This is a genomic window from Nocardioides sp. (assembly GCF_025965415.1).
GTDB lineage: Bacteria > Actinomycetota > Actinomycetes > Propionibacteriales > Nocardioidaceae > Nocardioides.
Genome location: NZ_JAOPWY010000085.1, coordinates 1 through 21,935 on the forward strand (window position 1 = coordinate 1; position 21,935 = coordinate 21,935).

Consider the following 21,935-nt stretch of genomic DNA (forward strand, 5'->3'; position numbering starts at 1 on the left):
GTAGTCCAGGACGTGGCCGTAGCGCGCGCCCAGCAGGTCCGGACGGCGCACGGAGAAGTCGACGCTCGCGAGGTCGATGGGCGGGTGGTCCGCGGCGAGCCGGTCGACGTGCTCGACGAGCCGCCGCTCGGTCGCGGCCACCGTGGTCACGGGGAGGATCCTAGGGTTCATCGTGTGAGTACTTCGGCACCGGCCAGCGTTCGGCTTGGAACGACGACGGGCCGGGCCGTCGTCGCGGCCGCCGTGCTCGGCTCGGGGATGACCCTGCTGGACGGGACGGTCGTCAACGTCGCGCTGAAGACCATCGGCGAGGACCTCGACGCGAGCCTGGCCCAGCTCCAGTGGGTGACCAACGGCTACCTGCTGTCGCTGGCCAGCCTGATCCTGCTCGGCGGCTCGCTGGGCGACCGTTTCGGGCGGCGTCGGGTCTTCGTGCTCGGCACCTGGTGGTTCGCGCTGGCCTCGCTGCTGTGCGGCCTCGCACCCAACCCGGAGGTGCTGATCGCGGCGCGCGTGCTCCAGGGCGTCGGCGGCGCGCTGCTCACCCCGGGCAGCCTGGCCATGATCCAGGGCGCGTTCGTCAGCGAGGACCGGCCCAAGGCGATCGGCGCCTGGTCCGGGCTCGGCGGGATCGCGGCCGCGATCGGCCCGTTCATCGGCGGGGTGCTGATCGACTACGCCAGCTGGCGCTGGATCTTTCTGGTCAACCTGCCGCTGGCCGTGGTCACGGTCGTGATCGCGCACCGCTGGGTGCCGGAGACCCGCGATCCCCACGCCTCCAGGCACTTCGACGTCCCCGGCGCCCTGCTCGTGGTCGCGGCGCTGGGCGGTACGACGTACGCGCTGATCGAGTGGGGCGGCCGGCTCGCGCCGTGGGCGGCCGTGGTCGCGCTGCTCACCGGCGCCGCGTTCCTCCTCGTCGAGCACCGCACCCCCGAGCCGATGCTGCGCCTCGGGATCTTCCGCGACCGCACGTTCAGCGCCGCCAACGCGATGACCCTCCTGGTCTACGCGGCACTCGGCGCGATCATGTTCTTCCTGACCCTCCAGCTGCAGACCGTCGGCGGGTACGGCGCGCTGGCGGCCGGGCTGGCCACGGTGCCGGTCACGGTCTGCATGCTGTTCCTCGCGGCCAAGGGCGGCGAGCTGGCCGCGCGGATCGGCCCGCGTGTCCCGATGACGCTCGGGCCGGTGGTGATGGCCGCCGGCACCGTGCTGCTCCTACGTGTCGACGCGGACGTCGTCTACTGGACCGACGTACTGCCCGGGATCACGGTCTTCGGGCTCGGGCTCGCGCTGATGGTGGCGCCGCTGACCGCGACCGTGCTCGCCGCGGCGCCCGACGAGGACACCGGCATCGCCAGCGGCATCAACAACGCCGTCGCCCGCGCCGGCTCCCTGCTCGCGGTCGCCGCCCTGCCCATGGCCGTCGGCCTCGCGGGCGACGACTACCGCGACCCGGCCCGCTTCGACACGGCGTACGGCTCCGCGATGCTCGCCTGCGCGCTCCTGCTCGTGGTCGGGGGACTGGTCTCGTGGATCGCGATTCCCGGCCGGATCCGCACAACTCCTGCCTAAGGTCTCTCACATGCGCGTACGACGGGGAGCGGGGGTGGCGGTCGCGGCTGCGCTGACCCTGCTGCTCGGCGCGTGCAGCGACTCGGGCACCCCCGTCGAGCCGGACCCCACGCCCGCCTCCGAGCCCTCGAGCGCCGACCCCTCGAGCACGCCGGCCGTGCCGGTCGCCGACCCCGCGCACGCCGTGGACCCGCCGGGCAAGCGCGACGGACGGCTGTGGAGCGCCGACATCCTCGTGCAGTGGGACAAGCCCCTCGACGACGCGCTGGTGAAGCGGATCGAGAAGCTCGAGGGCGTCGCGCACACCGAGCGCATCGGCCTGGGCCAGGTCAGCCTGGAGAACCGCGTGCTGACGGTCGCGTCGGTCGACCCCGGCGACTACCGGCACTTCACGCAGGCCGACGTGGCCGACTTCCAGGAGGCCTGGGACCGGGTGGCCGGCGGCGAGATGGCGATCGACCAGGAGGTGGCCAAGCGGCTCGCCGACCAGGACGGGATGATCCGGCTCGGGAGCGACGAGCAGGCACCGACCCTGCACGTGGGGGCCTACACCCCCCAGATCCCCACCATCGACATGGTCGTCAACACCGCATGGGCCGGCGACATCGAGATGGCCACCGACAACGGCCTGCTGATCTCCACCGACGACATCACCCCCGCCACGATCCGCAAGCCGCTGGAGAAGCTGGTCGGCAAGGACGCGTCGGTCCAGATGCTCGACGTGGCCTCGCGGATCGGGCTCGACCCCGACGCCAAGCTCACCGCGATCCCCACCGGTGACACGCTGGGCAGCGTCGTCGGCACCTACCGCTACCGCGTCATCGGCGGTGGACGGATCGCCCCGGAGTCCTCGTGGGTCGCGGCCAACATCCGCACCGAGGTGGTGCCGATCCTCGGCAGCGTCACCTGCCACAAGGACCTCTTCCCGCAGCTGCGCGCCGCCCTGCTCGAGGTGCAGCAGCGCGGCCTGTCCGACGCGATCCACCCGGGGGAGTACGCCGGGTGCTACTACCCGCGCTTCATCGCCAACACGACCACGCTGTCCAACCACTCCTTCGGCCTCGCGCTCGACCTCAACGTCCCCGGCAACGGCCGCGGCACGGTCGGCCAGATGGACCGCGACGTGGTGGCGATCTTCAAGACCTGGGGCTTCGCCTGGGGCGGGGACTGGCGCTACACCGACCCGATGCACTTCGAGCTCAGCGAGGTCAAGGCCGTCGGCTAGCCTCCGGTCCCATGAAGGCAGTCCAGGTCGTCGCGCTCACGGGTCCCACCGACATCGAGGTGCGCGAGGTGGACCCACCCACCCCGGCCGCCCACGACGTTCTGGTCGAGGTGCACAGCGTGGGCGTCGCCTTCCCCGACCTCCTGCTGAGCCGCGGGGAGTACCAGTTCAAGCCCGAGCCGCCCTTCACGCTCGGCGTCGACTTCGCCGGCGTGGTCCTCGACCCCGGTGCCGGTGACTCGAGCGGCTTCACCGTCGGCCAGCGGGTCGCGGGCGTCAACCTCCACGGCGGCGCCGCCGAGGTCGTCGCCAACCCGGCGATCTTCACCTTCGCGCTGCCCGACGAGATGTCGTACGACGAGGGCGCCGCGCTGCCGATGAACTACCTCACCGCCCTCTTCGCGCTCGAGGAGCGCGGCGGCCTGCGCGACCGCGAGACGGTCCTCGTGCACGGCGCCGCCGGTGGCGTCGGCACGGCGACCCTGCAGGTGGCCAAGGGCCTCGGGGCGCGCACCATCGCCGTCGTCAGCACCGAGGAGAAGGCCGCGTTCGCACGGGCCGCCGGTGCCGACGAGGTCGTCATCGGCCCGGACTTCAAGGGTGCGGTCAAGGAGCTCACCCAGGGCCGCGGGGTCGACGTGGTGCTCGACGTGGTGGGGGGCGACGCCTTCACCGACTCGCTGCGCTGCCTGGCCGAGCAGGGCCGGATCCTCGTGGTCGGCTTCGCCGCCGGCCAGGGCATCCCCGAGGTCAAGGTCAACCGGCTGCTGCTGGGCAACACCGACGTCCGCGGCGTCGGCTGGGGCGCCTATGCGATGACCCGCCCGGGCTACATGCAGAAGCAGTGGCACCGCCTCGCCCCGATGATCGAGTCGGGCGTCATCAGGCCGCCGATCGGCGCGACCTACGACATGGCCGACTTCGGGCGGGCGCTCGTCGACATGGACGAGCGCCGCACCCTCGGCAAGTCGGTCGTGCGGGTGCGCTGACCGCCGGCGGCGCATTTCCAGTCGTGCCAGCACGTGGTCTGGACCAGTGCGCGGTGGTCTGTCTGGCCTGCCGGGTTAGGGTCGGCGGGTGACGATCCTCGACGCCGCCCGCGACGGCATGAACCCCGACATCCGACCGCAGGACGACCTGTTCGGCCACGTCAACGGCCGTTGGCTGGAGGAGACCGAGATCCCCTCCGACAAGTCGAGCTGGGGCGCGTTCATCGCGCTGGCCGACGCCGCCGAGCAGCAGGTGCGCGACATCATCACCGACCTCGCCGACCGTCCCGCCGACGAGCTCGACGAGGACGAGCGCAAGGTGGGCGACCTCTACGCCTCCTTCATGGACACCGACACGATCGAGTCCCTGGGCCTGCGACCGGTGCAGGGCCTGCTCGACCAGGCGCACGGGATCAGCGATCTCACCGAGCTCGCGGCGTTCCTCGGCATGTTCGAGCGCATCGGCGGCCCCGGGCTGTTCGGCTCCTACATCACGCCCGACCGCGGCGACGCCTCGAAGAACATCGTCTACCTCGCCCAGGGCGGGCTCGGCCTGCCCGACGAGTCCTACTACCGCGACGAGAAGTTCGCCGAGATCCGCGAGAAGTACGTCGCCTACCTCACGAAGCTGCTGACCCTGAGCGGGCACGACGACCCGACGGGCGCGGCCGCGACCGTGCTGGCGTACGAGACCCGGCTGGCCGAGGGCCACTGGGAGGCCGCCGAGACGCGCGACGTGCAGAAGACCACCAACCACAAGAGGCTCGAGGAGCTGCAGGAGCTCTGCCCGGCCTTCGACTGGATCACCTACGTCACCGCCCTCGGCGGCACCGAGGAGACCCTGCGCACCACGATCGTGATGCAGCCCGACTTCTTCTCCCACCTCTCGGCGGTGCTCGAGGAGACGCCGATCGAGGCGTGGCGCGACATCCTGCACGTGCGGATCATCCGCAGCTCCGCGCCCTACCTGCCCGACGAGTTCGTCCAGGCCAACTTCGACTTCTACGGCCGCACCCTCAACGGGACCCCGGAGCTGCGGGCCCGCTGGAAGCGCGGCGTCGACTTCGTCGAGGGCGCGATCGGCGAGGCCGTCGGCAAGGTCTACGTCTCGCGCCACTTCCCGCCCACGTCGAAGCAGATGATGGACGAGCTGGTCGCCAACCTCGTCACGGCCTACCGCCGCTCGATCGAGACGCTCGACTGGATGGGGGAGGACACCAAGCAGAAGGCGTACGACAAGCTCGACCGCTTCTACCCCAAGATCGGCTACCCGACGGAGTTCCGCGACTACTCCGCGCTCACCATCTCCGCCGATGACCTGATGGCCAACGTCAACGCGGCGTCGGCCTTCGAGACCGACCGGCAGCTCGAGAAGGTCGGCCAGCCCGTCGACCGCGACGAGTGGCTGATGCTCCCGCAGACCGTCAACGCCTACTACCACCCGGGCACCAACGAGATCTGCTTCCCGGCCGCCATCCTCCAGCCGCCCTTCTTCAGCCCCGACGCCGAGGAGGCGGAGAACTACGGCGGCATCGGCGCGGTCATCGGCCACGAGCTGGGCCACGGCTTCGACGACCAGGGCGCGCAGTACGACGGCGACGGCAACCTGCACGACTGGTGGACCGCGGCCGACAAGGCCGCCTTCGAGGCCAAGTCGCAGGCCCTGATCGCGCAGTACGACGAGTTCGAGCCGCGCACCCTGCCCGGTGAGCACGTCAACGGCAGCCTGACCGTCGGCGAGAACATCGGCGACCTCGGCGGCCTGACGATCGCGCACAAGGCGTACGTCATCAGCCGCGACGACCAGGCGACGCTCGAGGAGCGGCGGACCCTGTTCCTCAACTGGGCGCACGTCTGGCGCACCAAGCGCCGCAAGGAGCAGGAGCTCCAGTACCTCACCATCGACCCGCATAGCCCGGCCGAGTTCCGCGCCAACATCGTGCGCAACCTCGACGAGTTCCACGAGGTCTTCGAGACCCAGCCGGGCGACGGCCTGTGGCTCGAGCCGGAGGGTCGCGTCCGGATCTGGTGATCAGGGACGCGGAGCGGACCTGATCGATGGTGGTCGAGCAGCGACCACGGCTGAGGGACCGCCTGCGTCAGTGGAGCGCGGGGACGGACCCGGCGCCCCCGCGCTCCAGTGTCGGAGGGGTCAGCGCGCGACGGTGGCGCAGACCACGTCGAGGTCGAGGCTGTTGGCCCCGATGGGCAGCGCGCTGAGCGCCGTCGCCTTGAAGGCGGTGTCACTCAGGCGCGTGACCTGGGTGAGCACACCGAGGAGGGGGTTGCTGGCCCCCCCGGTGGCCGCGATGGCCTGCTTGCCCGCGGGGCACGCGGCACTCGTGACCCCGCTCAGCAGACCGGTGAGGGGGATGGAGGACCTGACCACCTCGAAGCCGCTCAGCCCGGCAGGTCCTGCAGGTCCTGCAGGTCCTGCAGGGCCGGTCGCTCCCGTGGCACCCCGATCGCCCGCGGATCCGGCCGGGCCGCGGAGCGTGCTCTTCGCACCGGCGGAGAAGTCCCTGGCCTTGAGGGAACGGTTCTTCACGTCCGCGGTGGTGACGGTCCCGTCCTTGATCTGCTTGCCGGTGATGAGGATCGACGCGGTGGCTCCGGCGCCCGCCGAGAGGATCAGTGCCAGGACGGCGACGAGGACGGCGACGGCCGTCCGGGGGGTTCCCTTCACGATGACTCCTCGTGGATGTTCTGTGGATTTCTGGGTTACCAGAGAGTAGGTGGTCCCGACACTCGCGCGCGGAGAAATGACGCAACCGCCGGCTCCCACCACGCAGACGTTTCCGGGATCACGATCCGCGGCTGTTGAATGGTCCCGTGACGCTGCCCGGCCATGACCAGTCCACCCACCGGCTCCGTATGGAGTGGGGGCCGACGGGTGCCGCCGAGGTGCCGGCGGACTACGCGGTCGTGGTCGACGTGCTCTCCTTCACCACGACCCTGAGCGTTGCCCTCGAGCGCGGCATCGAGGTCTTCCCCTTCCGCTGGAAGGACTCCCGCGCCGCCGAGCACGCCCTGCGCCACGGCGCGACGCTGGCGATCGGGCGCTTCGAGGCGCTCTCGCGCGGGGATGCGCGGCACGTCTCGCTCTCGCCGGCGAGCCTGTCGGAGGTGGAGGGGATCGAGCGCCTGGTGCTGCCCTCGCCCAACGGCTCGACCATCGCCTTCGCGCTCGCCGACTCCGGGGCCGAGGTGGTCGGGGCGTGCCTGCGCAACGCCGGCGCGGTGGCCCGGTGGTTGGCGCCCCGGGTGGCCGACGGCGCCAGCGTGGTTGTCGTACCCGCGGGGGAGCGGTGGTACGACGACACGCTCCGCCCGGCCGTGGAGGACCTGTGGGGTGCGGGTGCGGTCCTGGCGGCGCTGGTCGGTGAGCTGGAGTCCCCGGCCGCCGCGAGCCCCGAGGCCCGGATGGCCGTGGCCGCCTGGCGGGCGACCGCCATGCCCGCCGACCTGCTCAACGCGGCGAGCGGGATCGAGCTGGCCGAGGCCGGCTTCATCGCCGACGTGGAGATCGCCGCCCAGCACGACGTCAGCGAGGTCGTGCCGGTCCTCGTGGGCGAGTCCTTCCGCGACGCCGCGGCCCTGCCGCCGCCCGGTCCCCGGCTGCGCCGCGTGCGGTCCTGACGGGCGATCGGTCCGGCAGCCCTGACCGTTCGGTCTGGTGGCGACGGCGGTGACTCCCTAGTGTGATGGCGGCCACACTCGGGTGGCCGTCGATCTCGGAGGACCCACGCATGACTCGCACGCCTTCATCCCGCCTCGTCGCGGTGCTCGGCTCGGCCCTCGTCGGCCTGCTCAGCCCCCTGCTGCTCCAGCCCGCCCAGGCTGCGGCGCCGGCCTATGTCGCCCTCGGCGACTCCTACGCCTCCGGCACCGGCACCCGCTCCTACATCAGCGACGGCACCAGCTGCCAGCGCTCCGCGCAGGCCTACCCGAGCCTGATCGCGGCGGCCCGCGGCTACGCCCTCAACTTCCGCGCGTGCTCCGGCGCCACGATCCCCGACGTCACCAACACCCAGCTCTCCGCGCTCACCTCGGCCACCACCTACGTCACGATCTCCGTCGGCGGCAACGACGCCGGCTTCGCCAGCGTGCTGACCGAGTGCGCCCTGCCCGGCTGGGCGAGCAACTGCAACGGCAGGATCGACACCGCCCAGGCGTTCGTCAACAGCACGCTCCCTGCCCAGCTCACGACCCTCTATTCCTCCATCCGCGCGCGGTCGCCGTACGCCAAGGTCGTGGTGGTCGGCTACCCGCGGATCTTCATGGGCGAGGACTGCAACGCCCTCACCTGGTTCTCCCCGGCCGAGGAGGCGCGCCTGAACCAGATGGCCGACCTGATCAACACCAGGACCGCCGCGGCCGCCTCGGCGGCGGGGTTCTCCTTCGCCAACCCGACGAACGCGTTCATCGGCCACGCGGTGTGCGACAACCCGGAGTGGATCAACGGGCTCTCCAACCCCATCAGCGAGAGCTACCACCCCAAGGCCGCCGGCCACGCGGGTGGCTACACGCCGACCGTGAGCCCACTGCTCACCGGCGCCGCCGTCGCGGTGACCGCGCAGGTCGCGGCCGACGCGTCCGCCAGCGGTGCCGAGCAGGCCGCCCTCCAGAGCCAGTACGCCGACGCCGACCGCTCCATCGAGCCGGAGGTCGTGCTCGCCCCCGACCTGACGACGACCGAGGTCCGCCGGGCCGCGCGCAAGGCCGGCATCGACCTCGACCGCTTCATCGCCGACAGCCAGCGCCGCTGACCTCCGGGCCCCGTGCCACGCACGGCGTCGGTCCCTGTTGGTAGACAGTGCGCATGAGCACCTCCGCCCAGCCCGCCGTCACCGACGACGTACGCCAGTCCGCCCGCGCGGCCGCCGAGCGCCACCTGAAGGCGCTGGTCGGCCGCGACGACGCCGTGCTGCGGGAGGACCAGTGGGCTGCCATCGAGGCGCTCGCGGTCGACCGCCGCCGCGCCCTCGTCGTGCAGCGCACCGGATGGGGCAAGTCGGCCGTCTACTTCGTGGCGACCAAGCTGCTGCGCGAGGCCGGTGCCGGCCCGACGGTCATCGTGAGCCCGCTGCTGGCGCTGATGCGCAACCAGATCGCCGCGGCGGAGCGCGCCGGCATCCGGGCGGTGACGATCAACTCGACCAACATCGACCAGTGGCAGCCCATCCACGACCAGATCGCCTCGGGCGAGGTTGACGTGCTGCTCGTCAGCCCGGAGCGGCTCAACAACCCCGGCTTCCGTGACGAGGTGCTGCCCCGACTGGCCGCGACGTGCGGGCTGCTCGTGGTCGACGAGGCCCACTGCATCTCCGACTGGGGCCACGACTTCCGCCCCGACTACCGCCGCCTGCGCACGCTGCTCGCCGAGCTGCCGTCCGGCATCCCGGTGCTGGCCACCACGGCGACCGCCAACGCGCGCGTGACCAACGACGTCGCCGAGCAGCTCGGCGTGCACGCCGACGGCTCCTCCGACGCGGTCCTCGTGCAGCGCGGCACCCTCGACCGGGAGTCGCTGCGGCTCGGGGTCGTGCAGCTCAAGATGCCCGAGCAGCGGCTGGCCTGGCTGGCCGACCACCTCGCCGAGCAGCCGGGGTCGGGCATCGTCTACTGCCTCACCGTGGCCGCCACCCAGGAGGTCGCGGGCTACCTCCGCGCCCGCGGGCTGGAGGTCGCGGCCTACTCCGGCCAGACCGAGGCCGACGAGCGGCACGGGCTCGAGCAGGCGCTGGTCGAGGGCCGGGTGAAGGCGCTCATCGCGACCAGCGCGCTGGGCATGGGCTTCGACGCCAGCCTCGGCTTCGTGATCAACCTCGGGGCGCCCCAGTCGCCGGTGGCCTACTACCAGCAGGTCGGCCGCGCGGGCCGCGGCACCGACGACGCCACCGTCGTGCTGCTGCCGCAGATCGAGGACCGCGACATCTGGGCCTACTTCGCCTCCCTCGGCTTCCCGCGCGAGGAGCAGGTGCGCGAGACGCTGGCCGCGCTGGCCGACTCCGAGCGCCCGCTCTCCACCGCGACGCTGGAGACCCGCGTCGAGCTCGGCCGCAACCGGCTCGAGTCGATGCTCAAGGTGCTCGACGTCGACGGCGCCGTCCAGCGGGTGCAGGGCGGCTGGGTCGCCACCGGCCGGCCGTGGGACTACGACGCCGAGCGCTACGCCCGGGTCGCGGAGGCCCGCGAGCGCGAGCAGCAGGCGATGCTCGGCTACCTCACGACCGACCAGTGCCGGATGCGCTACCTCCGCGAGCAGCTCGACGACCCCGACGCGACCGACTGCGGCCGGTGCGACAACTGCGGCGGACTCACCCTCTCCACCTCCCTCAGCGAGGCCGCGGTGGCGGAGGCCGGCGAGCGCCTCTCGCGCCCCGGCGTGACGCTCGAGCCGCGCCGGATGTGGCCCACCGCGCTCGCCAACCTCGGCCTCGACCTCAAGGGCAAGATCGCCGACGGCGCCGAGCCCGGGCGGGCGGTCGCCCGGCTCACCGACCTCGGTCACGGCCAGGCGCTGCGCGCCCTCTTCCGCGAGGACACCCCCGACGGCCCGGTCCCCCCGGCGCTGGCGCAGGCCGTGATGGACGTGATGAAGGACTGGGCCCCGGAGTGGACGTCGCGCCCCGACGTCATCGTCGTGGTCGAGTCGGCGACGCGGCCCACGCTCGGTCGCGACCTCGCCGACGGCCTCTCCCGGGTCATGCAGATCCCGGTGGTCGGCACCTGGGCGATCCGCGACGGCTCGGTGCCGCCGCGGGCCGGTCAGTCCAACTCGGCGCAGCGCGTCGCCGCCGTACGCCGCCGGGGCGGGCTGGACGCCGAGGTCCCCGCCGGCGCGACGGTCCTGCTGGTCGACGACCAGGTGGCGTCCGGATGGACGCTCACGGTCGCCGCGACCGCGATCCGTGCGGCCGGCGCGGCCGCGGTGCTGCCGCTGGTGCTGGCCACCCAGGGCTGAGCGTCAGGAGCCGTCGTCCATCGGGCGGCGGTGGAGCCGGGTCGTCAGCAGCCGACGCTCCGCGTCGTTGGTCGTCAGCGCGAGGGCCCTGGTGTTGGCCTCCGCCGCCTCGGCGTCGCGGCCCAGCGCGGTCAGCAGGTGGGCACGAGTGGCATGGAACGGGTGGTAGCCCGCGAGCGGGCCCGCCAGCGACTCCAGGCGCGCGAGGGCGTCCGCCGGCCCGGCCACCTGGGCGTGGGCGACCGCCTGGTTGAGCCGGACGACGGGCGACGGGTCGTGGTGGGCCAGCTCGTCGTAGAGCAGGGAGATCTGGAGCCAGTCCGTCTCCGCCCAGCTCGACCCGGTGGCGTGCACGGCCGCGATCGCCGCCTGGAGCTGGTAGGGGCCCGGCCGGCGCAGGGCTGCGGCCCGCTCGATCAGCCGCTCGCCGTCCGCGATGGCCGCCGCGTCCCAGAGCGCCCGGTCCTGGTCGCGCAGCAGGACGAGGTCGCCGTCGGCGAACCGCGCGCGGCTCCGGGCGTGCTGGATGGTGAGGAGGGCGGCCAGGCCCCACGCCTCGGCCTCGCCGGGCAGCGCGGTGGCGACCACGCCGGCGAGCCACACCGCGTCGGCCGCGGGGTCACGGTCCTGGGTGGCCCCGGTGGAGGAGACGAACCCCTCGTTGAACATGACGTAGACGACGGCCAGCACGTCCCCCAGGCGCGCCGACAGCTCGGTCGGGGGAGGCACGGTCAGTGCGATGCGGGTCGAGACGATCTTGCGCTTGGCGCGGACGATGCGCTGGGCCAGCGTGGTCTCGTGCACGAGGAAGGCCCGGGCGATCTGGGGCGTGGTGAGGCCGACGACCGCGCGCAGCGTGAGGGCCAGTCGCACGTCGGGTGCGAGGGCCGGGTGGCAGCACGCGAAGAGCAGCGCCAGCCGGTCGTCGGTGCCGTTCGTCGGGTCCTCGGACCCGGCGACCCGTGGGTCGGCCCGGGCGGCGAGGGCGCGCTGGCGGTCGCGGTGCCGTACGCCGTCCATCGCGTTGCGGGCCGCGGCGACCTGGAGCCAGGCTCCGGGTCGCTGCGGCGGACCGTCGCGACGCCACGACGTGAGTGCCTCGACCACCGCCCCCTGCACGGCCTCCTCGGCCAGGTCGAAGTCCCCGAACCGGCGCGAGAGCCGGGCCACCAGCGGGCCGGCCTCCTCGCGCAGGGTGCGCGCGAGGAGGTCGTCCGTGGTGGTCGGCCGCCGGTGCGTCACCCCTCCATGTGGGAGTAGTCCTCGACCATGGGCCGGATCTCGACGGCGACCCCGGCCAGGTCGAGCATCGGCCAGGTCCGGACGACGGCGATGGCGGCGTCCATGTCGGGCACGTCGATGACGCTGAACCCGCCGACGACCTCCTTGGCCTCGTTGAAGGGCCCGTCGACCACGACGGGGCCCTCGGGGGAGTGCCGGACCGTGGTCGCGGTCTCGACGCCGAGCAGCTCGGCGCCCGAGTCGGCCATGACGCCGGCGTTCTCACCGAACCACTCGTAGACCCGCTTGTAGGCGGCCTGGGCGGTCTCGGGGTCGACGCCTGCGGCCAGGTCGGGGCGGGAGGTGTACATCAGGACGTACTTCATGGCGGTGCCTCTCGTGCTGCGGCCCCGCCGGTCGGGGCCCCTCATCACCTCGTCGCCGCTCGCCACCGGAAATCGACAGCTCGCGACGATCTCCTTCCCATCATGCTCCGCACGTGCAGCGACCGGGCGGCTCCCCGAGGGGAACCGCCCGGTCGCCGGGACGTGCTGTGCGGTCAGTGACCCATCATCGCCGCCGGGTCGACCGGGGCGACCTTCCTGCGCGGCAGGAAGGCGGCGGGGATCAGGCAGCAGGCGACGAGGATCGTCGCGACGATGAAGACCGTCGCGAACGCGTCGGCGAGCGGCGCCTGACCGGACGCCGCGAAGCCGGCGAACTGGTCGGCGGACATCCCGAACTTCTCGGCGATCGCGGCCAGCACTCCGGGGTCACCCTCGGCGGAGCGCGACGCCAGGTAGGCACCGGCCGTGTCGCTGCCCTTGATCTGGTTGGTGAGGATCACCGAGAAGAGCGCGGTGCCGATGGAGGCGGCGACCTGCTGGGTGATGTTGAGCAGGGTCGAGCCGCGGGCCACGTTGTGCGCGGTCAGCGTCGCGAGCGCGGCCGTCATGATCGGCATCATGGTGCCGCCCATGCCGAGGCCCATCACGAACAGCGCGCCGAGCATGTAGGCGTACGACGTGTCCGCCCCGATCTGGGTGAACATCGCCATGCCCACGGTGATGACCGTGACGCCGACGAGGACGATCTTGCCGGGGCCGATCTTGTCGGCCAGGACGCCGGCGATCGGCATGGTGATCATCGCGCCGATGCCCTGCGGGGCGAGCAGCAGTCCGGCGCCGAGGGCGTCCTCGCCGCGGACCTGGATGAAGTAGAGCGGGAAGAGCAGCGAGGCGCCGAAGAAGGCGATCGCGAACAGCATCATCGCCAGCACCGCGACCGTCATGTCCTTGTTCTTGAACAGGCGCAGCTCCACCAGCGGGTGGAGGTTGCGACGTGCCAGCGCCCACGGGACGAAGGCGGCGATCAGGACCAGGCCGAGCGTCGCGGGCAGCCACACCTCGGTGGCCGTGGCGGTGCCGTGCTCGGGGATCGAGCTGACGCCGTAGAGGAACGCGGCCAGACCCGGGGACAGCAGCACCATGCCCAGCCAGTCGAAGGTCTCCGACGGCTCGACCGAGTCCTTCGGCAGCACGATCCAGGCGTAGACGAGGGCCGCGATGCCGATGGGCAGGTTGATCAGGAAGATCCAGTGCCACGAGGCGCTGTCGATGAGCGCGCCGCCGAGGATGGGGCCGAAGATCGGGCCGAGCAGCATCGGGATGCCGAGCACGGCCATCACGCGTCCGACGCGCTCGGGACCGGCGGCGCGGGTCAGGATCGTCATGCCGAGCGGCATCAGCATGCCGCCGCCGAGGCCCTGGAGGACCCGGTAGAGGACGAGCAGCTCGAGCGAGGTGGCCGTCGCGCAGAGCACCGAGCCGGCCGTGAAGAGCAGCACGGCGAGGAGGTAGAGGCGCTTGGTGCCGAAGCGGTCCGCGGCCCAGCCGGTGAGCGGGATGACGCTGGCGAGCGCGAGGGTGTAGCCGGTCATCGTCCACGCGACCTCGGCGGCGGTGGCGTTGAACTCGCGCTGGAAGGTCTCCAGCGCGACGGAGACGACGGTGATGTCGAGGATCGACATGATGGCGCCGAGGACGACGACGCCGGCCACCATCAGGACGCCCTTGTCGAGCTTGTCGGAGTGGTCCGGATGGGTGTCGCCGGGCTGGATCTGGGTGTCGGTCACCCGACCACGGTATTGGTTGCACACGACAACGACCCAATCCTTTTCGGGGTGGGCTGGATCACGTCGGTCGCGACGACCGCGCGTGACAATCGCGTGTCAGACTGCCCCCGGGTCAGGCGCCGTCGAGGTCCTCGATCCGCGCCAGGCTCGGGCCGCGCACCTGCTGCAGGTCGGTCGCCACCGCCCGGACCTCCCGCATCACCCGCAGGACGTTGCGGCAGGTGAGCCGGGACAGGTCGTCGGCCGACCAGCCGCGGTCGCTGAGGGCCGCGAGCAGCGCGGGGTAGGTGGAGACGTCCTCGAGGCCGGCCGGCAGCACCTCGACGCCGTCGTAGTCGCCGCCGAGCCCGATGTGCTCGATCCCCGCCACCTCGCGCACGTGCTCGCAGTGCGCCACCACGTCGGCCAGGGTCGCCGGGGGCTGGGGGTGGTCGACGACCCACTTCTCCTCGAAGGCGCCGAACCGCAGGCCGTCGGCCTCGGGGATGCCGTCGGCCGCCGCCGCGGCGACCATCTCGCGGTGCCAGTCGGCGCAGGCGGCGTTCACGAACTTCGGCACGAACGTCACCATGCACACGCCGTTGCCGCGGGCCATCTGCTCGAGCACGTCGTCGGGGACGTTGCGCGGGCTGTCGGTGACCGCACGCGCCGAGCTGTGGCTGAAGACCACCGGCGCCTCGGCGACCTCGAGCGCGGCCCGCATGGTGTCGGCCGAGACGTGCGAGAGGTCGACCATCATCCCGATCCGGTTCATCTCGCGGACCACCTCGCGGCCGAAGGCGGTCAGCCCCCCGGCCGCCGGTCGGTCGGTCGCCGAGTCTGCCCAGGGGGTGTTGGCGTTGTGGGTGAGCGTCAGGTACTGCACGCCCAGCGCGTGCAGCTGGCGCAGGGTGCCCAGCGAGCTGTTGATGGAGTGCCCGCCCTCCGCGCCCATCAGCGAGGCCATCCGGCCGGAGGCCCACGCGGCCTCGACCTCGTCCGCGGTCGTGGCCCACGCGAGCTGGTCGGCGTACGTCCGCGTGAGGTGGCGGGCGGCGTCCACCTGCTCCAGCGTCGCGCTGACCGCGTCGTCGCCGGTCAGGCGGCACGGGACGTAGACCGACCAGAACTGCGCGCCCATCCCGCCGGCTCGCATCCGGGGCAGGTCGGTGTGGGTGGGCGTGCCCCCCGCGCCGACGTCGAGGCGCGTGAAGTCGTACGCCGTCGCGACGCGTGCGGTCCACAGCAGGTCGTTGTGGCCGTCGACGACCGGGTGCGCGGCGAGCAGGTCGGCGATGTCCGTGCGGGATCCCATGGGCGTCGACGCTAGCCGGTCGGGGTCGGTGGGGAACGTTGTGTCGGTGCCAGGCGTTACGGTCGCTGTCGAGACGTGGGACCGCTGGTTGAGCAGCGAGCGCAGCGAGCGTGTCGAAACCAAGGTCCTGCTGGAGGTCGCATGAGCTTTGTCCCGGTCACCGGTCCCGCCAGGCTGCTGGTGGGGGAGCCGCCCCGGGAGGGCTCGATCGAGTTCACCGACGAGCGGCGCACGATCGTGATGCCGATCCGTGGCGCGCTGCCGGTGCTGGGCAAGGTCCGCGACCGGGACGACATCCACCCCTCCGTCGCGCTGCTCGCGGGCGCCGCGCTGATGGGGCTCCAGCTGGTCGCCTCCGGCCGGTTCGCCCCCGACCCGGAGGGCCGGCACTGGCAGGCCGCCGGACTGGACGCCGCCGACGAGCGCCGCATCGGCGACCTCGCGCGCTCGCGCGCCGGTGCGGGCTTCGACGAGGCCACCGCGGAGGGCATGGTCCGCGGACTCCTCGACGCCGTCGTCGACACGATGCCGCGCACGACGCCCGGCCGGTCGCGTCGCGGCGCGCTGGCCCCGGTGGCTCGCCCGGCGGCGACCAGTCCCGACGACTTCAGCGACCAGCTGCAGCGGCGCATCGCGCACATCCGCTCCCGCGGTCGCGACGACCGCCCGCACCTGGTGTCGATCTCGTTCCGGATCGAGGCCGACGAGGAGGAGCTCGTCGCCGGCGCGGTGCGGCTCGTGACGCAGGTCCACGCCGTCGACAACGCCGCCCACATGGCCGACGCCTCCGAGCTCTGGGCCGAGACCGGGCCCGACGCCGGGCACGGCTTCGGTGAGCGCGCCCGCACCCACGCGGCCATCGCGCTGCGCTCCGCGGCCGACGCGTGGCCGGTGCTGGAGCGGCTGCTCGACCTGCGGATCCCCGACGAGATCACGCTCGACACCGACGAGATCCTCTCCCTCCTCGACGTCGGCGCCGCCGCGCTGACCGAGGTCGGTCACCCCGTCATGTGGCCCACTTACCTCGACCGCGAGGTGACCCAGCGCGTCGAGCTGGGCCGGCAGTCGGCCGCCGGCACCCGCGACGAGCCGCTGCAGGACGGGCTGTTCGGGCCGCAGGCGCTCTTCGGCTTCGAGTGGCAGCTCTCCCTGCACGGCGAGGAGCTCTCCGACGACGAGATGGACGAGCTCGCCCGCGCCACCAGCCCGATCATCAGGCTGCGCGACAACTGGGTCGCCGTCGACTCGGGCGTGATCAAGCGGGCCCGCAAGCGGCTGATCCGCACCATCGCCCCCGTCCAGGCCCTCGCGGCCACCCTCACCGGGGTCGTCGACATCGAGGAGGTCCCCTACGAGGCGGTGGTCGGCGCGAGCCTGCTGCGGGTCCGCGACCGCCTCCGCGACGCGGCGTCCGGCGAGCCCGTCGACGTACCCCCCGGCCTCCGGGCCGAGCTCCGCGACTACCAGCGCCGCGGCCTGACCTGGCTCGCCGAGCTCAGCTCGCTGGGCCTGGGCGCCTGCCTGGCCGACGACATGGGCCTGGGCAAGACCATCACCCTCATCGCGCTCCACCTGCACCGCGGCGGTGCCCCGACGCTCGTGGTCTGCCCGGCGTCGCTGCTCGGCAACTGGGAGGCCGAGATCCGCCGCTTCGCCCCCGGCGTCGCCGTACGCCGCCACCACGGCAGCGCCCGCGACCTGGACGGCGTCACCGACGGCTTCGTGCTCACGACCTACGGCACCATGCGCAACGACGCCGCGCTGCTGGCCGAGGTGCCGTGGGACCTGGTCGTGGCCGACGAGGCGCAGCACATCAAGAACTCCAGGTCGGCCGCGGCCCGCGCGCTCCGCACGATCCCGAGCAGCGCCCGCGTGGCGCTGACCGGCACCCCCGTCGAGAACGACCTCACCGAGCTCTGGTCGATCCTCGACTGGGCGATCCCCGGCCTGCTCGGCAGCCGCAACGCCTTCCGCAAGGTGTGGGCCGGCCCGATCGAGTCCGGGCTCGAGCCGACCAAGGCGCGGCAGTTCGCCGACCTGATCGGGCCGTTCCTCCTGCGTCGGCGCAAGTCCGACCCCGGCATCGCGCCCGAGCTGCCCGCCAAGACCGAGACCGACCACGTCCTCGGCCTGACCCGCGAGCAGGTGGTGCTCTACGAGTCGCTCGTGCGCGAGTCGATGCGCCGCATCGAGGAGGCCGACGAGGAGACCCGGCGGGGGCTGGTGCTGAAGCTGCTCACCGGCCTCAAGCAGATCTGCAACCACCCCGCCCACTTCCTGCGCCAGCCCAACCCCAAGCTGCGCGGGCGCTCGGAGAAGCTCGAGCTGCTCGACGAGCTGGTCGGCACGGTGATCGCCGAGGACGGCGCCGTCCTCGTCTTCACCCAGTACGTCGCCATGGCCCGGCTGCTCGAGCGCCACCTGGCCACGACCGGCGTGCCCCACCAGTTCCTGCACGGCGGCACCCCCGTCCGCGAGCGCGACGCGATGGTGGCCCGCTTCCAGGCGGGCGAGCTGCCGGTCTTCCTGCTCTCCCTCAAGGCGGGCGGCACCGGGCTCAACCTCACCCGCGCCGACCATGTCATCCACTTCGACCGCTGGTGGAACCCCGCCGTCGAGGACCAGGCCACCGACCGCGCCTACCGCATCGGACAGACCCGTCCCGTGCAGGTGCACCGCGCGATCACCCAGGGCACCATCGAGGAGAAGATCGCCGAGCTGCTCACGCGCAAGCGCTCCATCGCCGACTCCGTCCTGACCCGCGGCGAGACGGCCCTCACCGAGCTGTCCAACGCGGAGCTGCGCGACCTCGTGGAGCTGAGGAGATGAGCTCGACCGGCACGACCCACCCTCGCCTGCCCGCGCGGCGCGGCGGCGGGTCCGGCACGTGGTGGAGCAAGGCCGTGCTCCGCGCGGTCGAGGAGGCCGCCTTCAGTGCCGCCGACCTCCGCGCCGGGCGATCCCTGGCGCGCGCCGGCGCGGTCGGCGCCATCACCGTCGGCGACGGCAGCGCCGTGGCGGCCGTGACCCAGGGCCACGACGCCTTCACCGTGGAGGTGACCGTCCCGGTGCTCGGCGACTCCGACGCGGCGGCCTTCACCGAGCTCGTCGCCGCGGAGTCGGGCCGGATCGCCGCGCTGCTCGCCGGTCAGCTGCCGCACGCCCTGGTCGAGGCGGTGGAGGAGGCCGGCGTCGAGCTCCTGCCGTACGGCGGGGAGCTGGGCTCGGCCTGCTCGTGCGAGGCCTGGCTCGACCCCTGTCCCCATGCGCTGGCGGTGCTGACCCAGCTGGCGTGGTTGATCCAGGCGGACCCGTTCGTGCTCACGCACCTGCGCGGGCTCTCGCGCGACCGCGTGCTGCGTGACCTGCACTCGATCACCCGGCCCCACCCGCACGAGGTCCGCCGTGACGCCGAGGGCGACGAGGCCGGTGAGGGTCCCGACGAGGTGGACGACCTCGTCGTGGCCGAGGACGCGGCGGTGCGGGCGGCACGCCTGCTGCAGCAGGAGAGCCCCTTCGAGGCGATGTGACGGGAGCCGTGGCGATCCCGGTCAGCGGACCTCGGTGGTCGCCACCGGGCGCGCGCCGAGCTCCTCGTCGAGGCGGAGCAGGCCGGGGCCGTCGTCGTCGATCATCTTGACCCGGCCGACGATCTCCTTGACCGTCGCCTCCTCCTCGATCTGCTCGTCGAGGAACCAGTTGAGCAGCGGGCGCGAGTCGAGGTCGCCCTCGGCCTCGGCGAGGCGGTAGAGGTCGCGGATCGAGGCCGACACCTTCTCCTCGTGGGCCAGCGCGGCCTCGAAGGCGTCGAGCACCGAGGCCACCGGCGCGCTCGGCGCCGCGGTCGCCCCGATGCGCGGGTGGTTGTCGCGATCGGCGACGTGGTCGATGAACTTGTTGGCGTGCACGATCTCCTCGTCGGCCTGGTGGCGCAGCCACGCCGCCATGCCGGGCAGGTCCATCAGCTCGAGCTCGATCGCGAGCTGGCGGTAGACCAGGGAGGCCTGCAGCTCGAGGGTGATCTGCGCGTTGAAGGCCTTTTCGAGGGTGTCGCTCAGCTTCATGCACGAGAGCGTAGCGGGGGAAGGAGCAGACGGATCAGGCGAGTCCGAGGGCGCCGTGCGCCATGTCGCGGAGCACGTCGTGCATCTGCGGGTCGGGCAGCCGGCCGCTGTGCGGTGTGGAGTTGAGCAGGCCGAAGAGCACGTGCGCGCGGGTGCGGGAGGTCTCGGGGCTGAGCTCGGGGTGGAAGCGGCGTACCTGCGTGGCCCACACGTCGACGTAGGCGCGCTGCAGGGCACGGACCCGCTCGCGCGCGGCGTCGGGCAGGCTGCTCCAGTCGCGGTCCTGGACGACGATCAGCGCGCGGTGTTCGATGGCGAACTCGATGTGCCACTCGACCAGCGCCACGAGCGCCTGACGGGCACCGTCGGCGGTGGCGACGCGGCTGCGGCCCTCGGTGAGCAGGGTCTCGCTGATGGAGACCAGCATCTCGGCGAGCATCGCGTCCTTGGACTCGAAGTGCTTGTAGAGCGCCGGGCCGGAGATCCCGCAGGCGGAGCCGAGCTCGGCGACGGAGACGCCGTGGAACCCGCGCGCGGCGAAGAGCTCGGCCGCGATGTCGAGGATCTGCTGTCGCCGGGGGGTCACGGGCCTGAGGTTAGTGCCTGTTAACCCGTCGGAGGACGCTCGAGGTGCCGGAAGCGCCACCAGGCGCTTCGGCGTCTCCCAGACAGCAAGCGGAATCACGCGTGCCTCCCCTACCGGTGCTCCCAGTGGGCCGCACCCCCGCAGCGGCCCACTGATCCCCACGATCAGCAGTCCCTCTTCCTCAGGTATCAGTGTGCCTCGCCGTGCCTCGCGAGGGAAGTCGTACCAGCACCCGCCACTGGACGCCGGAGGTTAACGATCGCTAACCTGACCCGGTGTCCGACCCCGTGAGCACCACCCCGGATCCCGCGCCGGTCCCCCCGACCATGCGCGAGCTCGTCGACGACCTCCGCGTCCGGCTGGCCCGGGTCCGACAGGGCGGCTCGGAGCGCGCCCGCCAGAAGCACACCGACCGCGGCAAGCTGCTGGCCCGCGACCGCGTCGACCGGCTCCTCGACCCGGGGAGCCCGTTCCTCGAGCTGGCGCCGCTGGCGGCCCACGGGATGTACGGCGCCGAGGGCGACGACTACGCCGTCCCCTCCGCCGGCGTCGTCGCCGGGATCGGCCGGGTCTCCGGGCGCGAGTGCGTGATCGTGGCCAACGACGCGACGGTCAAGGGCGGCACCTACTACCCGATGACGGTCAAGAAGCACCTGCGCGCGCAGACCGTCGCCGCGGAGAACCACCTGCCGTGCATCTACCTCGTCGACTCCGGCGGCGCCTTCTTGCCGATGCAGGACGAGGTCTTCCCCGACCGCGAGCACTTCGGCCGGATCTTCTTCAACCAGGCCAACCTCTCGGCCGCCGGGATCCCGCAGATCGCCAGCGTGATGGGCTCCTGCACCGCCGGCGGGGCCTACGTCCCGGCGATGTCCGACGAGACCGTCATCGTCCGGGGCCAGGGCACGATCTTCCTCGGCGGCCCGCCACTGGTGAAGGCCGCGACCGTTGAGGTCGTGACCGCCGAGGACCTCGGCGGCGGTGACGTGCACGCCCGCACCTCGGGCGTGGTCGACCACCTCGCCGAGGACGACGCCCACGCCCTGGCGATCGTCCGCTCGATCGTCGACACGCTGCCCGCGGCGCTGCCCGCCCGCGAGCCGCAGGCCGACGTCGAGGAGCCCCACGACCCGCCGGAGTCGCTCTACGACGTCGTCCCCACCGACACGCGCACGCCGTACGACGTGCGCGAGGTGATCCGGCGCGTGGTCGACGGCAGCAGGTTCCACGAGTTCAAGAAGCTCTACGGCGACACGCTGGTGTGCGGCTTCGCCCGGATCCACGGCCACGAGGTCGGCATCGTCGCCAATAACGGCATCCTCTTCAGCGAGTCGGCCCTCAAGGGCGCCCATTTCATCGAGCTGTGCAACCAGCGCAAGATCCCGCTCGTGTTCCTGCAGAACATCACCGGCTTCATGGTCGGCCGGGAGTACGAGAACAAGGGCATCGCCCGCGACGGCGCCAAGCTCGTCACCGCGGTCGCGTGCAGCGTCGTGCCGAAGTTCACCGTCGTCATCGGCGGCTCGTTCGGCGCCGGCAACTACGGCATGTGCGGGCGTGCCTACGACCCGCGCTTCCTCTGGATGTGGCCCAACGCGCGGATCTCGGTGATGGGAGGCGAGCAGGCCGCGTCGGTCCTCGCGACCGTGCGCACCGACCTCGCCGACGACGAGGCGGTGGAGGCCTTCAAGGCGCCGGTCCGCGAGCAGTACGAGACCCAGGGCTCGCCCTACTACGCCAGCGCGCGGCTGTGGGACGACGGGATCATCGACCCCGCCGACACCCGCCGGGTGCTGGGCATGGCCCTCGCCGCCACGTCGTACGTGCCCATCCCCGAGCCCCGCTACGGCATCTTCCGCATGTGACGCGCCTTGTTT

The 21,935-nt window shown here is 72.5% G+C and carries 17 protein-coding genes; 10 read left to right on the plus strand and 7 right to left on the minus strand.

Translation table 11 applies throughout. The features are described 5' to 3' along the window. The first annotated feature begins 174 nt into the window (after window positions 1-174). From JWN97_RS08705 to JWN97_RS08720, 4 genes are all read left to right on the plus strand, one after another. A complete protein-coding gene (locus JWN97_RS08705; protein ID WP_297621379.1) occupies window positions 175-1,578 on the plus strand; it encodes an MFS transporter in 1,404 nt (467 codons plus the stop codon). A gap of 10 nt (window positions 1,579-1,588) precedes the next feature. Then, window positions 1,589-2,803 (plus strand): M15 family metallopeptidase, encoded by a 1,215-nt coding sequence (locus tag JWN97_RS08710; protein WP_297621381.1) that lies wholly within the window; start codon window positions 1,589-1,591, stop codon window positions 2,801-2,803. A gap of 11 nt (window positions 2,804-2,814) precedes the next feature. Beyond that, window positions 2,815-3,792 carry an NADPH:quinone oxidoreductase family protein gene (locus JWN97_RS08715; protein WP_297621383.1) on the plus strand — a complete coding sequence of 326 codons (978 nt, stop codon included), beginning with the start codon at window positions 2,815-2,817 and terminating at the stop codon, window positions 3,790-3,792. A gap of 88 nt (window positions 3,793-3,880) precedes the next feature. After that, the gene (locus JWN97_RS08720) at window positions 3,881-5,824 is read left to right on the plus strand and encodes a M13-type metalloendopeptidase (RefSeq protein ID WP_297621385.1); all 1,944 of its coding nucleotides are present in this window, start codon (window positions 3,881-3,883) and stop codon (window positions 5,822-5,824) included. A 120-nt stretch (window positions 5,825-5,944) separates the two neighbouring features. Here the strand turns inward: JWN97_RS08720 and JWN97_RS08725 are convergent, their stop codons facing one another. Next, entirely contained in the window at window positions 5,945-6,478 is a 534-nt protein-coding gene (locus JWN97_RS08725; RefSeq protein WP_297621387.1) for a hypothetical protein, read from the minus strand. A 146-nt stretch (window positions 6,479-6,624) separates the two neighbouring features. On the opposite strand from JWN97_RS08725, the gene JWN97_RS08730 reads away from it, so the two are divergent. The 3 genes from JWN97_RS08730 (at window position 6,625) to JWN97_RS08740 (ending at window position 10,759) form a co-directional block, all read left to right on the plus strand. Continuing rightward, the gene (locus JWN97_RS08730) at window positions 6,625-7,431 is read left to right on the plus strand and encodes a 2-phosphosulfolactate phosphatase (protein WP_297621389.1); all 807 of its coding nucleotides are present in this window, start codon (window positions 6,625-6,627) and stop codon (window positions 7,429-7,431) included. A gap of 110 nt (window positions 7,432-7,541) precedes the next feature. Beyond that, window positions 7,542-8,561 (plus strand): SGNH/GDSL hydrolase family protein, encoded by a 1,020-nt coding sequence (locus tag JWN97_RS08735; protein WP_297621392.1) that lies wholly within the window; start codon window positions 7,542-7,544, stop codon window positions 8,559-8,561. 53 nt (window positions 8,562-8,614) lie between these two features. Continuing rightward, window positions 8,615-10,759, plus strand: a complete 2,145-nt coding sequence (locus JWN97_RS08740; protein ID WP_297621394.1) for a DEAD/DEAH box helicase — start codon at window positions 8,615-8,617, stop codon at window positions 10,757-10,759. Window positions 10,760-10,762: 3 nt separating this feature from the next. Here JWN97_RS08740 and JWN97_RS08745 read toward each other — a convergent pair whose 3' ends face one another. The 4 genes from JWN97_RS08745 to JWN97_RS08760 all read right to left on the minus strand — a co-directional run bounded on the left by JWN97_RS08745 (window position 10,763) and on the right by JWN97_RS08760 (window position 15,408). Next, window positions 10,763-12,001, minus strand: coding sequence for a DUF6596 domain-containing protein (locus JWN97_RS08745; RefSeq protein WP_297621396.1), 1,239 nt, complete (start codon window positions 11,999-12,001; stop codon window positions 10,763-10,765). Next, on the minus strand, window positions 11,998-12,366 hold the full coding sequence (locus JWN97_RS08750) for a YciI family protein (RefSeq protein ID WP_297621398.1): 369 nt from the start codon (window positions 12,364-12,366) through the stop codon (window positions 11,998-12,000). The genes JWN97_RS08745 and JWN97_RS08750 overlap by 4 nt, the downstream gene beginning before the upstream one ends. Before the next feature lie 173 nt (window positions 12,367-12,539). Then, entirely contained in the window at window positions 12,540-14,114 is a 1,575-nt protein-coding gene (locus JWN97_RS08755) for a DHA2 family efflux MFS transporter permease subunit (RefSeq protein WP_363321268.1), read from the minus strand. A 112-nt stretch (window positions 14,115-14,226) separates the two neighbouring features. Next, window positions 14,227-15,408: a dipeptidase gene (locus tag JWN97_RS08760; protein ID WP_297621400.1), complete on the minus strand. Its 1,182-nt coding sequence runs from the start codon at window positions 15,406-15,408 to the stop codon at window positions 14,227-14,229. 141 nt (window positions 15,409-15,549) lie between these two features. Between JWN97_RS08760 and JWN97_RS08765 the strand changes: the two genes are divergently transcribed. Both JWN97_RS08765 and JWN97_RS08770 read left to right on the plus strand, forming a co-directional pair. Continuing rightward, window positions 15,550-18,237 carry a DEAD/DEAH box helicase gene (locus JWN97_RS08765; RefSeq protein ID WP_297621402.1) on the plus strand — a complete coding sequence of 896 codons (2,688 nt, stop codon included), beginning with the start codon at window positions 15,550-15,552 and terminating at the stop codon, window positions 18,235-18,237. Continuing rightward, window positions 18,234-18,938, plus strand: a complete 705-nt coding sequence (locus JWN97_RS08770; protein WP_297621405.1) for an SWIM zinc finger family protein — start codon at window positions 18,234-18,236, stop codon at window positions 18,936-18,938. The genes JWN97_RS08765 and JWN97_RS08770 overlap by 4 nt, the downstream gene beginning before the upstream one ends. Before the next feature lie 21 nt (window positions 18,939-18,959). Here JWN97_RS08770 and JWN97_RS08775 read toward each other — a convergent pair whose 3' ends face one another. Next, on the minus strand, window positions 18,960-19,472 hold the full coding sequence (locus JWN97_RS08775; protein ID WP_297621406.1) for a ferritin: 513 nt from the start codon (window positions 19,470-19,472) through the stop codon (window positions 18,960-18,962). Window positions 19,473-19,506: 34 nt separating this feature from the next. Next, a complete protein-coding gene (locus JWN97_RS08780) occupies window positions 19,507-20,058 on the minus strand; it encodes a TetR/AcrR family transcriptional regulator (RefSeq protein WP_297621408.1) in 552 nt (183 codons plus the stop codon). Between the two features lie 326 nt (window positions 20,059-20,384). Between JWN97_RS08780 and JWN97_RS08785 the strand changes: the two genes are divergently transcribed. Beyond that, a complete protein-coding gene (locus JWN97_RS08785) occupies window positions 20,385-21,923 on the plus strand; it encodes a carboxyl transferase domain-containing protein (protein WP_363321271.1) in 1,539 nt (512 codons plus the stop codon). Window positions 21,924-21,935: the final 12 nt, after the last annotated feature.

Coding starts and splice junctions, on each gene's coding strand:
- JWN97_RS08775 (WP_297621406.1), bottom strand. CDS start 19,472: ATGAAGCTGAGCGACACCCTCGAAAAGGCCTTCAACGCGCAGATCACC.
- JWN97_RS08740 (WP_297621394.1), top strand. CDS start 8,615: ATGAGCACCTCCGCCCAGCCCGCCGTCACCGACGACGTACGCCAGTCC.
- JWN97_RS08735 (WP_297621392.1), top strand. CDS start 7,542: ATGACTCGCACGCCTTCATCCCGCCTCGTCGCGGTGCTCGGCTCGGCC.
- JWN97_RS08750 (WP_297621398.1), bottom strand. CDS start 12,366: ATGAAGTACGTCCTGATGTACACCTCCCGCCCCGACCTGGCCGCAGGC.
- JWN97_RS08760 (WP_297621400.1), bottom strand. CDS start 15,408: ATGGGATCCCGCACGGACATCGCCGACCTGCTCGCCGCGCACCCGGTC.
- JWN97_RS08765 (WP_297621402.1), top strand. CDS start 15,550: ATGAGCTTTGTCCCGGTCACCGGTCCCGCCAGGCTGCTGGTGGGGGAG.
- JWN97_RS08710 (WP_297621381.1), top strand. CDS start 1,589: ATGCGCGTACGACGGGGAGCGGGGGTGGCGGTCGCGGCTGCGCTGACC.
- JWN97_RS08715 (WP_297621383.1), top strand. CDS start 2,815: ATGAAGGCAGTCCAGGTCGTCGCGCTCACGGGTCCCACCGACATCGAG.
- JWN97_RS08785 (WP_363321271.1), top strand. CDS start 20,385: ATGCGCGAGCTCGTCGACGACCTCCGCGTCCGGCTGGCCCGGGTCCGA.
- JWN97_RS08770 (WP_297621405.1), top strand. CDS start 18,234: ATGAGCTCGACCGGCACGACCCACCCTCGCCTGCCCGCGCGGCGCGGC.